Below are 14,664 nucleotides of genomic sequence, written 5' to 3' on the forward strand. Positions count from 1 at the left end.
ACAGCCCTTCCCAGCCTTTTTCCAGAATAAAGCCGCGAATGTCACCGACATTGCCTTCAGGTGAAACTTCTTTGGCCCAGACCACAAATACATCGGCAATTGGGCTGTTGGTAATCCACATTTTTGCGCCTGTTAAACGATAACCGCCATCGACTTTTTTGGCACGGGTAATCATGCTGCCCGGGTCAGAACCATGATCCGGCTCAGTCAGACCAAAACAGCCAATATATTCACCTGTGGCTAATTTTGGTAAATACTTCTGTTTTTGCTCTTCCGAGCCAAATTCATTAATCGGTACCATCACCAGCGAACTTTGTACACTGGCCATAGAGCGGTAACCTGAATCGACGCGTTCGACTTCACGGGCAATCAGACCATAGCTGACATAATTTAAACCGGCACCGCCGTACTGTTCAGGAATGGTTGGGCCTAGTAAGCCTAGCTCGCCCATTTCACGGAAAATGGTCGGATCGGTTTTTTCATGACGAAACTGTTCCAGTACACGTGGCATCAGCTTGTCCTGACAATAGGCCGCAGCAGTATCACGGATCATGCGTTCTTCTGCAGTCAGCTGCTGCTCCAGCAGGAATGGGTCTTGCCAGTCAAATCTAATTTTTGTCATGTCTATCATCCCTTCTTATTTCGATTAAGCAGTCGCTTGTTTAATCATTTCACGTGCAATGATAATTTGCTGAATCTGGGTCGTTCCTTCATATAAACGGAATAAACGCACATCACGATAGAAACGTTCAATTGAATATTCGCTGATATAGCCGGCACCACCATGAATCTGCAAGCAGCGGTCAGCAACGCGGCCACACATTTCAGTGGCAAACATTTTGGCACATGAGGCTTCAACCGTGACATTCTGACCGGCATCACGCTTACGTGCTGCATCTAGCACCATACATTTGGCTGCATAAATTTCAGCTTTTGAGTCGGCTAACATACCCTGAATCAGCTGGAAATTTGCAATTGGCTGACCAAACTGTTTACGTTCCACCGCATAATTTAAGGCATCTTCCAGCATACGTTCTGCCATACCGACGCTATAGCCGGCAATATGCAAACGACCTTTGTCGAGTACACGCATGGCTGTCTTAAAGCCAACGCCTTCAACTCCACCAATCAGCTGATCTTTATGAACGCGGCAATTATCAAAAATTACGTCACAGGTATATGAACCATGCTGACCCATTTTTTTATCAATTTTGCCCAGACTTAAACCTGGCGTACCCGCTTCAACCAAGAAAGCTGAAATACCGCTGGCGCCTTTAATTTCCGGATTGGTACGCGCCATGACCGTGAAAGTGGTGGCACGTGGTGCATTGGTAATAAAACGTTTGGTTCCATTTAAAACGTAGTAATCACCATCTTTTACCGCACTGGTTTTTAAAGATGCTGCATCTGAACCAGAATCTGGCTCAGTCAAACAGAACGAGCCAATGATTTCACCCGTTGCATAACGTGGTAAATACTTTTGCTTTTGCTCTTCTGTACCATCAATTACGATACCGCTTGAACCAATACCATTGTTGGTACCAATTAAAGAGCGGAAAGCAGCAGAAGTCCGGCCCAGCTCCATCGCCACCAGAATTTCTTCTTCCATGGTGATGCCTAAACCGCCGTATTCTTCAGGAATGGTCAGACCGAACAGCCCCAGTTCTTTCATCTGATCAACAATGTGTTCAGGAATGGCATTATTTTCTTCTACTTCATGCTCGAGTGGAACGAGCTCGTTTTTCACAAAATCGCGAATCGTTGATAGAAGTTGATCAAGCATTTCTGGATCACGAATCATAGGAATCTCCGTTTTATCTGGTTTGGGTAAATTCCTTCACCCTTATTTTCATTTCGCAATACGAAATAAATAATCACAAAATTAAGATTTCAGCAAGAAATTTTATGAAAAAATTTATTTTTTCTATAAATAAGCAAATTTTTACTGAATTTCTGTTTTGATTAATATAGAATAAAATTTCATAATACGAAATTATTTCTTTAAAAATTTAAATTTAAGGATGAATATTAATCAGAAATGATTAAGGGACCATAAAATTAGGCACTAAACGATAAAATTCATTGCTTTATTGGAGGTTTTACTCTAAAAGTACAAACTTTACTTTTATCGTGTTATAAAAATTTATCGCAACCTGTTTGGCCGCGATACAGAATAAAAATCATTTATTTTTTGTGCAATTTATCAATAATTTATGTGTTTTATTTTGTATCGTGAAACTAAGTTGCTATCATATTCATTAATTTACTCTATTTATGCTGAACATGACAAAAAATAAAACAGGTGAAATCCCTAACTTTGATGAAATTCGCTTGGATCCGATTTCGCATATTCACCGCGAAAATAATCCGCAGTTCATTGCCTCTATTGCACGTGGACTTGAGATTTTAAGATGCTTCTCGGCGACCAATCAGTTGTTAGGTAATCAGGAAATTGCGCAAATGACCAATTTGCCCAAACCGACCGTGGCGCGTATTACCAGCACCCTGGTTTCTCTGGGCTATTTAAAACAGTTGCCAAATACGACCAAATATCTACTTGATGTAGGCGTACTGGCATTGGGTTATTCGGCATTAAGCAATATTTCTGCGCGAACGCAGGCTCATCCGTTCATGGAAGAAATGTCACGCTATGCCCAGGCGCCGGTCGCCATGGCCACCCGTGACCGTCTGAATATGATTTATCTGGAAGTAGTCCATACTGACACGACCCTGACCATGCGCCGTTCGGTCGGTTCAACATTACCGATTCATTCCAGTGCCATGGGACGTGCCTGCCTAGCCGCTATGGACGTGAAAGAACGTGAATATCTGTTTGACGCGATCAAGAAAAGACACGAAGAGCAATGGACGACCATTAAACGTAATCTGGAACGTGCGATCCGCGACTATCAGGATTATGGCTACTGTCTGTCTTTAGGTGACTGGGCCAAAGATGTCAACTCTGTGGCGGTGCCATTGATTCATCCTAAACATGGTATTTTGACCTTTAACTGCGGCGCGCCTAGTTATCTGTTAAATCAGGAAAAACTGGAAAACGAGATTGGCCCGCGTCTGATTCATATGGTCAACAATATTGCGATGAATCTCAATAATATCTAAGCACATCATAATCAGGGCGACACAGGTCGCTCTTTTTATTTCGTTCGATATAACCTAATTCCAACACCGCCCTTCCCATGCAAAGCAGCTTTTCTCCTACGCAACAAAGCTCACAAATCTAAACGTTGAATACAGTCCTATTTCAAATAAAAAGTTAAAAAATAAACTTCAAAACCGATTTATATAATGATATAAATATCGTATAGCGAAACAGGATTTCTTATTATGGAAGATATTAACCGAGAAGCCATGGAGTTTGATGTCGTTATCGTAGGTGCTGGCCCTGCGGGTCTGTCTGCGGCGATTAAAATCCGTCAACTTGCAATTGAAAATAACCTGAATGATCTGTCCGTTTGTGTCGTAGAAAAAGGCTCCGAAGTCGGTGCGCACATCTTGTCAGGTGCGGTGCTGGAACCACGTGCCATCAATGAGCTGTTCCCGAACTGGAAAGAAGAAGGTGCACCTTTAAATGTACCGGTGACAGAAGACAAAACTTTCTTCCTGCTGTCTGAAACCACTTCGAAAGAAGCGCCACACTGGATGGTGCCAAAAACCATGCACAACGATGGCAACTATGTCATTTCGCTTGGTAACGTGGTGCGCTGGTTAGGCCAGAAAGCCGAAGAGCTGGAAGTGTCGATTTTCCCGGGCTTTGCGGCGTCTGAAATCCTGTACCATGAAGATGGCACAGTAAAAGGTATTCAAACCGGTGATATGGGCATTGGTAAAGATGGTGAACCGACCCATAACTTTGCCCCAGGTTATGAACTGCATGCCAAATATACCCTGTTTGCTGAAGGCTGTCGTGGTCACTTAGGCAAACGCCTGATCCAGAAATTTAATCTGGATAAAGATGCCGACCCTCAACACTACGGTATCGGCATTAAAGAGCTGTGGGAAATTGATCCGGCCAAACATAAACCAGGTCTGGTGATGCACGGTGCCGGCTGGCCATTGTCTGAAACCGGTTCTTCCGGCGGCTGGTGGCTCTACCACGCGGAAAACAACCAGGTCACGCTGGGGATGATCGTCGATCTGTCTTATGAAAATCCGCATATGTATCCATTTATGGAAATGCAGCGCTGGAAGACTCATCCTCTGATTAAGCAATACTTGGAAGGCGGTAAGCGTATTTCTTATGGTGCGCGTGCCGTAACCAAAGGTGGCTTTAACTCGCTGCCTAAATTCACTTTCCCGGGTGGTTCTTTAATTGGTGATGATGCAGGCTTCCTGAACTTTGCCAAAATCAAAGGCTCTCATACCGCAATGAAATCCGGCATGCTCTGTGGTGAGGCAGTCTTTGAAGCGATTGCTGCTGGTGTCGAAAAAGGTGGTGACTTGGCGATTGCCCGCGTGACTGAGGGTGAAGATTTCTTTGTAAAAGAATTAACCTCTTACACTGAGAAGTTCAACAACAGCTGGCTAAAAGAAGAGCTTTACAACGCGCGTAACTTTGGCCCGGCAATGCACAAGTTTGGTCAATGGTTTGGTGGTGCGTTTAACTTTATCGACCAGAACATCTTTAAAGTGCCATTTACCCTGCATGATTTAGTGCCTGACTTCAGCGCACTGAAAACCGTAGATGCGGTAAGCTTTAAGCCGAACTATCCAAAACCGGATGGCAAGCTGACCTTTGACCGTTTGTCTTCAGTATTCGTCTCCAATACCGTACACGAAGAAAACCAGCCAGCGCACCTGAAACTAACCAATGCCTCGATTCCGGTCGATGTGAACTTGCCTAAATGGGATGAGCCGGCACAGCGTTACTGCCCTGCGGGTGTGTATGAAATTATGGAAAATGATGATGGTTCCAAGCGCTTCCAGATTAACGCAGCCAACTGCGTACACTGCAAGACCTGTGACATTAAAGATCCATCACAGAACATCACCTGGGTAACACCGGAAGGTGGTGGTGGTCCGAATTACCCGAATATGTAAGGTAATTCCGATGAGTCAGAACGAAGCTTCTGGCTCATTTACCCAATCCTGAAGACGTTATGAATAACTCTTCACTTTAATTTTGTAGGTAATCCCAGTTCCTTCGGGAGCTGGGATTAATACATTTTAAGCGCGGATTTCATCATCAAAATGGGGCTGTATTGAAACGACAATCGCTGAGCCAAGTGGCTCTGATTTTATAATCAGTCCAGCATTTAAAAATCACTGATTTAATTTAAACACTAAACATCAACGCCAAAGACAACAGCAAGCATAAAAATAACATAGCTGAAACCGCCTGCCAGAATCTAACAGGATTTTTATCCAGCAAGGAAGAATGAACCTGCTTTAAAAAATACCGGTTAGGATGCTTAAGGTCATACAGAAATTCTGACAATACCTCATAACGTTCATTTGGCATCAGGGCCAAGGCCTTATGCAAGGCTCCATCAATCCACACCGGAATATCTGGCCGATATTCTAAAATTGAATGATAACGCACCGTTTTTAGCTGTTTTAACGTCTGACAACGCGCCAGTTCGGTGCCATAGGGTAACTGTTTGCTGAGTACATAATACAGTACCACGGCCAGTGAAAACTGGTCTGAACGGGTGGAGACCGGCCGCGAACAAAAATATTCTGGTGCCATAAAGGCCAAGGTGCCCAAAGCCGCGGCATGTTGCGGCTGGAACTCGGAAATCCCCTTGACCAGGGTCGCACCAAAATCAATCAGTTTTAGCTCTAACTGTGCATTCAGCATGATATTTTCAGGGCGAATATCCTGATGCAGCATGTCCAGCCGGTGAAAAGCCTGCAAGCCTTTAATGATCTGTTCCGTAATCTGGATGGCGGTTTCAAGCGCAATCGGCTGGCATTGCTGATGCAACCATGTATTTAAGGTCTGGCCAGATAAATATTCATAGGTTTGAAAATAATAAGATTTACTGCGCTGATGCGGATAGGCCGCTAACACCTGTGGATGCTGAATCCGTTTTGCTACCCACTCTTCCAGTAGAAAACGCTCCAGCGCTTGTGCATCCTGAGTTAAGTCCAGTGCTGGAATTTTAATGACCAGTTGCTGCTGCCGCGTCTCATCCCAGGCCAGATATAAACGGCTACGGTGGTTCTGGTGCAGCACGTTTTGAATCCGGTAGCCTTCAAACTGCTGACCTATGCTTAAATCCGGGGCCAGACTCAGCTGGTTGCGACTCGGCTGAAATTGTGACTGGGCCTGCTGTGGCAGCTGCTGTACCTGTACAATTTGCAGGGTTAAATTGTCAGGACTGCCCTGTGCATCAGCCAGATGGACCAGCATTTCTGCTACCTGATCAAGATCTAAAGTTTCGGGGCTGTGAAGTGCCTCGATAATTTGGCTGTCCGACAGATATTCATATACACCATCGGTCATCAACAGGAAAATATCATCCTGTGCCAACGGCAGACTCAAATAATCCACCTCTACTTTCTGCGCCACGCCCAAAGCCCGGCTTAAATAGCTTTCCCGGGAAGATAACCAGACCCGATGGTCAACACTGAGCTGTTCCAGCTGCTGCTCACGCAAGCGGTAAATACGGGCATCACCAATATGAAACAGATGTGCGGTCTCATGTTTGAATACCAGCGCGCTAAAAGTGCAGACATAGCCGCGGTCTTTATCGACACGGCCCTGACTTTGCTGGGTCTGGGCATAGAGCCAGGAATTGGTGGCACGAATCACCCGATCGACCGAAGTTTTGACACTCCAGGAATCGGGCGTCGAAAAGTAATCGGCCAGAAAACTGGACACTGTGGTTTCACTGGCGATATGACTGACATTGCTGCTGCTAATGCCATCGGCAATGGCACAGGCAATGCCCTTTTGCTGTGCCAGATAGCCCTCCGGAACAGCCGCGCCGTGAAAATCCTGATTGCTCTCTTTGCGGCCGGCAGCACTATATTGCCCAAGCCGAATTTGAAGTGAAGTCTGGTGTGAAGATGGCAAAGTGGACATGCGCTGTTCTCAACTGGCTGGAATCTTCCCTGATTCCAAAATTCATCCTGTGGGCTTAAAACTTAGAACTCGCGTTTTGGTGCAGTGCGGACATGCGTGGTATAAAGCGCAAGACCAGTTAAAGCCAAACCACCCACCAGGTTCCCCAGCGCTACCGGTAACTCATTCCAGATAAAGTAGTCCATCACCGAGAAATCACCGCCCATCATCATTGCGAACGGGAACAGGAACATATTCACCACCGAATGTTCAAAGCCCATGGCAAAGAACAGCATGATCGGCATCCACATCGCAATAAACTTGCCACTAACGGTGGTCGACATCATCGCGCCAATCACGCCAAGCGACACCATCCAGTTACAGAGCATGCCGCGAATGAAAATTGTGATCCAGCCAGCTACGCCATATTCTTTGTAGCCCAGCGTCCGGTCTTCACCAATATGTGCAATCGCCAGACCGACCTTGTTTGGTTCGGTCGAAAAGCCGTAGGTATAGACCGCTGCCATCATCACCGCCACAATCAGCGCACCAGTGAAGTTGCCGACAAACACCACACCCCAGTTTTTCAGGATTCTGGCCCAAGTCACGCCCGGACGTTTATCCAGCCAGGCCAATGGTGTCAGGACAAATACACCGGTCAGCAGGTCATAGCCCAGCAGATACAGCATACAAAAGCCCACGGGGAATAATAATGCACCAATTAAAGGCACGCCGGTTTGCACTGCAATGGTGACTGCAAAAACCGCTGCCAGCGCCAGAATAGCCCCGGCCATGGTGGCGCGGATCAGCACATCACGGTTTGCCATATGTAGTTTCGATTCACCGGCATCCACAACTTTGGTTGCAAATTCGGAAGGTGCAAGATAAGCCATTGCGAGTACCCCTCAACGATTGAAATTTAGCGGTGGGATGATTTGCAAATAAAAAGCGCCCAAGACGACTTTCACGTCTTAGGCGCCATTGCCTGAATCATCCAGCATGTTTTAAAAAATTATGGCGTCGTTGCCATCAGTTCAGTGGAGATACAGCAAGGAACGTACCAACTTTTGGTGAAAGATGAATTTACGCCATGGTCAGATTCAAGATCTGAGCTGATTTTAAGCTGGCATACATTGTGCTTTTCCCTTCTCAGTGTTTTAGCCATAAGCAGTTGAGGAAATAGATATGATTAGCCACCGCCAACAAGTGACAGACATGATTTTATCTGCCAAGGTACTGAACAATATTCAGTGGTCCAGTGTGGCGCAGGAAATTGGTTTATCCAAAGAATGGGTGACGGCAGCCTGTTTGGGGCAAATGGCATTGAATAAGGAACAGGCCGAAAAAATTGGTCAGATATTTAACCTGAGTGATGAAGCCGTGGCCTGGTTACAGATTGTGCCGTATAAAGGCTCTCTGCCAACCAGCGTTCCGACCGATCCTTTAATTTACCGCTGGTATGAAGTGGTGAATGTCTATGGTTCTACCATTAAAGAGCTGATTCATGAAGAATTTGGCGACGGGATTATGAGTGCAATTGATTTTAGTATGGATATTCAACGGGAAAGCCATGAAAATGGCGACCGGGTAAATGTGGTGCTATCCGGGAAATTTTTGCCCTATAAATCCTATTAAGATGAGTTTGTGTTGAGCTTAAAACTCTAAGCAATCACAAAAAATCTGCGCTTACCTTATTCATAAAGATGATCAAGTAAAGATCAAAACCACATTCATTCCCCCATAAAAATAGGCTTAATCTTCCCGGACAAAAACGATTGCTGTTTTATCCGGTCAGATTAAGCCTATGTTTTTAGCAAGCTGTACTAGTCCGAGGTAAAGCGTCCATAGCGGTCGCGTTTACGCGTGCCCGAAGATGAGCTACGACCACGGCGATCGTCATCATTATCGTCATCGCGGCTACGACCACGGCGATCGTCATCATCATCGTCATCGCGGCTACGACCTCTACTACGTCCACGGCGATCATCGTCGCCATCATCGTCATCGCGGCTACGCCCACGACCTCTACCACGTCCACGATAATCGTCGTCATCATTATCATCATCGCGGCTGCGACCACGGCGATCGTCGTCGTTTATATGACTTCTGGCGCCGGCACGATGTGCTTCTTCTGACGTAAACTCATGTGCATTGCCACTGGCATGGGCTGCGCGGCCGGCTTCACGCGCTTCTTCGGATGTAAATTCGTGCGCATTGCCGCTGGCATGGGCTGCGCGCCCACCACGACTGGCAATTTCTCTTTGTTCATCTGGATCCATACTCGCAAATCCACGATTTGAAGTACCCTCATTACGTGTATTGGCCATGATTCACCCTTCCTGTTATTTATTTTGATTGTCTATTTTGCGACTCTTTTAAGATAAGAGTGAAAATTAAGATAAACAGCCGCGCTTTGTTTCAGATCATTGGAATGTAGCAGGTCTTTTTTATTTTAAAAAATTAACAGGCTGTATTTAAAATAGTAAAATTTTATTCTTTTAAATATCTTTTTTTAATTTTTTACCATCTTTATATTTCAGCTGCATTTATTTACAATAATGAAATAATGGACGCGTTAAGATGAAGTGGTTTATTTTCTTAATAATAAAAAATATTTAAATAGAGTCCATAATTTTTAAATATATTCTTTAGTCCCTTGATTTCACTTTCATTGTCTTATGAATTGCGGCTTAAATATAAAAAAAGCCAGTCAGTGAGCGCTGACTGGCGAAAAGGAAGACACAGATAAGTAGCTGAATGTCCGATTTAGTCGACCTGGGTAAAGCGGTTTAAGACAGCAATCGACAGCAGCAATAAGGCCACCAGCGCAAAGACGGTGCTCAGGCCAATGGCTTCACTTAAGAAACCGACCAGCGCCGGGCCACTTAATGAACCGCTATAGGCAATGGTCGATACCAGCGATAAAGCAGCCGCTTTAGGCATAATGTTCTGACGGCCAACACGGGAGAACATCACCGGCACAATATTGGAACAGCCAAAACCGAGTAAGGCATAGCCCAGCAGGACTACTGCCCAGTGCGGCGCCATCACAATAATCCCTAGACCCAAGGCCGCACACAGCGCGCTATAGGGGATGATGTTTTTCTCGCCCCACATTCTTAATAAACGACGTCCGGAAAAACGGCCGATGGTCATGGTAATGGCAAAGAAGGTATAGGCCAGACCGGCAAAAGAAGCGTCCATCCCAAAGTTGCTAACCAGATAAATTCCGCTCCAGTCCATTGCTGAGCCTTCTGATAAAAAGGCAATAAAACAGACCAAACCAATTAACAGAATCATCGGGCTTGGGCGAAATTTCTGCTTCGCTGATGGTGCGGTGTCTTCTGGGGCTGAGTCTGATTTTTTCTCAATTTCAGACAGGCTGTTGGGAACGGCCAGAATGGCAATAAAGGCCAGCACCGCGCTCATGATTAAAGCGCTCATTAGCGGTGAAACACCCAATGACAGCAGCACAGTCACAGTCAGCACACCAAGTAAACCGCCCAGACTGCACATACCATGGAAGCTGGACATCATATTTTTCAGGCTGTTCTTTTCAACAATCACCGCCTGTAAATTAATGGCCACACCAAATGCACCCACCGCGGTCCCAAAGATAAACAGCACAATTGCCATGCTTAAGGCAGTACCAAATACCGTCAGTAACGGCAAAATGATCATCGCTGCAACCAGCGCAATCCCGATTAAAATACGGCAGCCAATACGCTGGATTAACAGACCGGCCGCAGGCATGGCCAGCATCGATCCAATCCCCATACAGAGTAGCAACAAGCCAAAGTCTGCATGGTTTAAAGAAAGACGTTGTTGTGCAAATGGAATGAGCGGTGCCCAAGATGCCGTACTTAAACCCAGACCAAAAAAGCTGAGTTTGGTTGCCAGACCTTGTGCATTGAGCTGGGCAGATGCATCAACGACTGTGGTTTTGGAAAACAACATGTATGTGCCACCTTCTAAAAACAGGGCATCCCATTCCAAAAAATTGTCCATAGAAAAACCCCTGCACACTTATAGGAAAACTATAAACTTGCAGGGGCTTTTGTTGGCGGAATTATACACAATTCACAGCACTGTACAGCCCTTTTTTGTCTATTTTACAAACAATTTTGTAATGACAAAAAGTACTTCATTTTTCTCGTTTTTTTGAAAAATTCCAGCTGCAATATTTTTATATAATCATTTAAAAACAAATGCTTAATAGGTTGATTGTTTTATTCAATCAGTTTAATGAGTTTTAGTGATTGCCTGAAAATTGGTTTATATACAGAAACACAGCACTACCCTTTCAGTTTTGATTATTCCGACCGCTCAACCAGCTAGCTGTTTCAGGATTAAGCGTTTAAACCAATAAGTAGCTAGAGATCTTCTGTAGTTTATAATTTTTATTTAAAAATAATAAAATGAGATTTATAAATATATGATTTTTGATTATCTCAACTCATCTATTTCAATATAACAATAGCTTTAATTATTTAAATTTAGCCTCAATCATTTAGATATTTCATAATGTGTAATATATATCTCCATGTAGTGAATTGTTATACTCTATGGCGGAGTTGTTTCGATTTTAAATAAAGCTATTTTTATCTCTTTGAGGCGTTTAAATTAAATAGAGATATTTATTTCATCTGAATTGGAGTAATAAAAATGGCTGATATTAATTTAAATAACATTCAGAAACATAGCGAAGTTATTGCCTCCTGCGGTACTCATGTCGGTACGGTCGATCATCTGGAAGGCAGCGACAAAATCAAACTGACCAAGCAGGATTCTGGCGATGGGATGCACCATTACATTCCGACCTCTTGGGTGGAAGAAATTCGTGGCAACCAGATTATCCTGAACAAGAATTCTGAAGAAGTCACCCGTCAATGGGAAGCGGTATAACTTCTAAAAAGCACGATTTGCCCAGACTCGTGCTTTTTTTATCGCTAAAAATTGCATCTGATTGAGCAAAACAATAAATCGACCCAAAAATTTGGAGAACTCCATGAATCATTATCCTGACAGCCCATCTCCGCAAGAGAAACAGGAGCATCAGCCTGGTGTACAATATAAAATGACGCCCGAACCTGAAATTATTAAAAGCAATTATCAGGGCAGTCAAAAACTCAAAGACAAGGTAGCTTTAATTACCGGCGGTGATAGCGGCATCGGCCGATCTGTGGCGGTGCTGTTTGCCCGCGAAGGTGCCAATATTATTATTCCCTATTTAGAAGAAGATCAAGATGCGCAAGACACCAAGCGTCTGGTCGAGCAGGAAGGCTGTCAATGTCTGCTGATTCAATGTGACCTGCGCCAGCATGCGGCAGTACAACAGATGGTCGATCTGGCTTTGCAGCAATTTCCGCATATTAATATTCTGGTCAATAATGCTGCTGTGCAATATCCACAAAAAACCATTGAGGATATTAATCCCGAACAGCTGCATAAAACCTTTGAAACCAACCTCTACCCGCTGTTTTATGTGACCCAGCTGCTGATTCCTCAAATGCAGGCCGGTGACAGTATTATCAATACCACCAGTATCACCAGCTATCAGGGCCATAATGAGCTGATTGATTATGCCAGCACCAAAGGGGCAATTACCGCTTTTACCCGTAGCCTGTCGACCAACCTGCTAAAAAATAAAACCGGGATTCGGGTGAATGGTGTCGCACCCGGCCCAATCTGGACGCCGTTAATTCCAAGCAGTTTTGATGAAGAACAGCTAAAAGGTTTTGGTGAAGATACCCCCATGGGCCGCATGGGTCAGCCAAGTGAAGTTGCGCCGGCTTATCTGTTTTTAGCCTCCGATGAAGCCAGCTATATTTCCGGTCAGGTGATTCATGTTAATGGCGGTACTATTGTCAATGGTTAACGGCATTTAAAGGCACACAAGCAATGTAGATAACATTTTGAGTTTTATTGAAACATGCAGATCTATACAGGAGTGAAACTGATGTCTAGAGGTGATAAGTCGGCCTATACCGACAAGCAGAAACGTCAGGCCCGCCATATTATTGAATCGGAAAAAGAGCGAGGCCATTCCGAAGAAGAAGCAGAACGCATTGGCTGGTCTACCGTCAATAAACAGGATGGCGGCGGTAAAAAGAAATCTCACTAAATGCCCTTCTGTTCTGCTGGAACCCTTTTAAACTTCTATAAAATGCCAATCCTTAGGATTGGCATTTTGTTAGGTGATGACAAGTAGTCATCAAATTTTATTGAATCTGCTGCAGTGCTTGCGGGAATAAAAACTGGGTCAGTTGACGCGTGGCCCATAAACCAGTGGGATTATGATGCTGATGCGGCGCCAAGTAAGGCAATAGCAGATTGATTTTTTCTTCCGCGCTACGCGCCAGTTTTAATTGCTGCTGCAAGGCCTGCTGTTCGCTTGAATTGAAATAATCGACAATATAATCATCGACCTGCTGCACCGGGGTTACTGCCTTAAACGGCGCACGGCGTTCGGTATAGGCTTGGGCAATCCAGTCATAAATAATCTGCTGTTCAGCGACTGAAAACACCCCAAACATTTTACCTTCTTCATTGTGAATCAGCTGCCAGAAGCGGCTTTCACTCGGATGCTGGCCGCGTTTAATCCACTGTTTATCCTGTAACACCTGAAGGAACTCAACCACTTTCTGGTCATTGCTGAGCCATTCATTCACCGATGCTTGAGCAAAGCGGCAGCGGTTATTATGAATCAGCTTGCCGACCACGGCTTTTTTCTTGAAAATCTTTTCAATCAGCGGGGTTAAATCACTGTTTTTAATAATTTCAGTCGAGCCTAGGCCAACATCATTCAGAGCATAGCCGCGTTTCAGTTTGTCAATAAACTCTGTTTTATTGGCGGCCTGACTATAGCCATATTCCAGTGCGGCGACTGAACGATGCGCGTGACCATTGTCCAGGTTATCAATGGTAATGTGCACATTAAAATACTGATGATCCAGCCCCAGTTCAGCCAGTTCATAATTACTGATCAGCAAATGCAACGGCAACTGTTCATAGCCTAAATTAAAACCAATCACTTCCGGCAGATATTGCTGCGGCGCATAGGCCAGCGCCAGTTGTACCACGGGCTGATAATAGTATTCATCTTCCAGTCCTTCGACCAGATCTTGCAGATTCAGACTGCTCAGCAATTGCTGATACATCGACACGTGATTGGCTTTGGCTGAACCGAGGCCCAGCTCTTCCAGATAAATCATGATCAGATGCTGAAAATTCGGATCAGACCAATGTTTTAAGGTGCTATACAGCCAGGAACCATCAACATATTTTACTGGCGCGACTTTCACCAGAAAGTCATAGGCTGCTGCTACATGCTGAAAGTATTCACGCTGACCACCAGCCTGACGCCGGCTTAAATACTGCTGATAGCGTTCACAATTCTGCATATTCTGCTGAAAAAGCCAGTCTTTGATCTGGACTGGCTCATCGGGTAAAGGAATAGATGGGGGATCTATCTGGTGAAGCTCGCGCTGTAAAAGCTGGGCCGAAAGCTTTTCTTTTTCTGGTGCTGGCGTGCTTTCATCCAGAAAGAAATGAAACAGCTCCCGATAGCTTTTTTGTCGTTCGAGTTTTAAGGGGCGATAACTGTTCTGAGAGACAACTGACATCTTGTTATTTTC

Annotated in this window: 12 protein-coding genes and 1 pseudogene; 6 read left to right on the plus strand and 7 right to left on the minus strand. The window is 44.7% G+C overall.

Features of this window, described 5'->3' with window-relative positions; all coding sequences use genetic code 11:
* A partial coding sequence (locus FTU67_RS09435; RefSeq protein WP_373685118.1) for an acyl-CoA dehydrogenase family protein occupies positions 1–622 on the minus strand: 622 nt, incomplete at its 3' end.
* A gap of 24 nt (positions 623–646) precedes the next feature.
* Positions 647–1,801: an acyl-CoA dehydrogenase family protein gene (locus FTU67_RS09440; RefSeq protein WP_005178038.1), complete on the minus strand. Its 1,155-nt coding sequence runs from the start codon at positions 1,799–1,801 to the stop codon at positions 647–649.
* 482 nt (positions 1,802–2,283) lie between these two features.
* On the opposite strand from FTU67_RS09440, the gene FTU67_RS09445 reads away from it, so the two are divergent.
* Both FTU67_RS09445 and FTU67_RS09450 read left to right on the plus strand, forming a co-directional pair.
* Positions 2,284–3,120, plus strand: a complete 837-nt coding sequence (locus FTU67_RS09445) for an IclR family transcriptional regulator (protein ID WP_034597686.1) — start codon at positions 2,284–2,286, stop codon at positions 3,118–3,120.
* Between the two features lie 225 nt (positions 3,121–3,345).
* Positions 3,346–5,058, plus strand: a complete 1,713-nt coding sequence (locus tag FTU67_RS09450; RefSeq protein ID WP_104488878.1) for an electron transfer flavoprotein-ubiquinone oxidoreductase — start codon at positions 3,346–3,348, stop codon at positions 5,056–5,058.
* Positions 5,059–5,293: 235 nt separating this feature from the next.
* On the opposite strand, the gene FTU67_RS09455 is transcribed toward FTU67_RS09450, so the two are convergent.
* A complete protein-coding gene (locus FTU67_RS09455; protein ID WP_180061682.1) occupies positions 5,294–7,048 on the minus strand; it encodes a bifunctional protein-serine/threonine kinase/phosphatase in 1,755 nt (584 codons plus the stop codon).
* A gap of 62 nt (positions 7,049–7,110) precedes the next feature.
* Positions 7,111–7,920 carry a formate/nitrite transporter family protein gene (locus tag FTU67_RS09460; protein WP_005178046.1) on the minus strand — a complete coding sequence of 270 codons (810 nt, stop codon included), beginning with the start codon at positions 7,918–7,920 and terminating at the stop codon, positions 7,111–7,113.
* Between the two features lie 292 nt (positions 7,921–8,212).
* Between FTU67_RS09460 and cynS the strand changes: the two genes are divergently transcribed.
* Positions 8,213–8,662, plus strand: a complete 450-nt coding sequence (gene cynS, locus FTU67_RS09465; protein ID WP_005178047.1) for a cyanase — start codon at positions 8,213–8,215, stop codon at positions 8,660–8,662.
* Between the two features lie 209 nt (positions 8,663–8,871).
* Here cynS and FTU67_RS09470 read toward each other — a convergent pair.
* Positions 8,872–9,354, minus strand: a pseudogene (locus FTU67_RS09470) (KGG domain-containing protein); the annotation flags it as partial.
* Positions 9,355–9,793: 439 nt separating this feature from the next.
* A complete protein-coding gene (locus FTU67_RS09475; RefSeq protein ID WP_180061684.1) occupies positions 9,794–11,035 on the minus strand; it encodes an MFS transporter in 1,242 nt (413 codons plus the stop codon).
* Positions 11,036–11,692: 657 nt separating this feature from the next.
* On the opposite strand from FTU67_RS09475, the gene FTU67_RS09480 reads away from it, so the two are divergent.
* From FTU67_RS09480 to FTU67_RS09490, 3 genes are all read left to right on the plus strand, one after another.
* Positions 11,693–11,932 carry a DUF2171 domain-containing protein gene (locus FTU67_RS09480; protein WP_163170109.1) on the plus strand — a complete coding sequence of 80 codons (240 nt, stop codon included), beginning with the start codon at positions 11,693–11,695 and terminating at the stop codon, positions 11,930–11,932.
* 91 nt (positions 11,933–12,023) lie between these two features.
* Complete coding sequence (locus tag FTU67_RS09485; RefSeq protein WP_228153007.1) at positions 12,024–12,905, plus strand: SDR family oxidoreductase; 882 nt, start codon at positions 12,024–12,026, stop codon at positions 12,903–12,905.
* A gap of 81 nt (positions 12,906–12,986) precedes the next feature.
* Positions 12,987–13,151 carry a hypothetical protein gene (locus tag FTU67_RS09490; RefSeq protein ID WP_016658124.1) on the plus strand — a complete coding sequence of 55 codons (165 nt, stop codon included), beginning with the start codon at positions 12,987–12,989 and terminating at the stop codon, positions 13,149–13,151.
* Positions 13,152–13,248: 97 nt separating this feature from the next.
* Here FTU67_RS09490 and FTU67_RS09495 read toward each other — a convergent pair whose 3' ends face one another.
* The gene (locus FTU67_RS09495; protein ID WP_228278844.1) at positions 13,249–14,652 is read right to left on the minus strand and encodes an iron-containing redox enzyme family protein; all 1,404 of its coding nucleotides are present in this window, start codon (positions 14,650–14,652) and stop codon (positions 13,249–13,251) included.
* Between the last annotated feature and the right edge of the window lie 12 nt (positions 14,653–14,664).

This window comes from Acinetobacter sp. YH12132 (genome assembly GCF_013418645.1).
Lineage (GTDB): Bacteria > Pseudomonadota > Gammaproteobacteria > Pseudomonadales > Moraxellaceae > Acinetobacter > Acinetobacter indicus.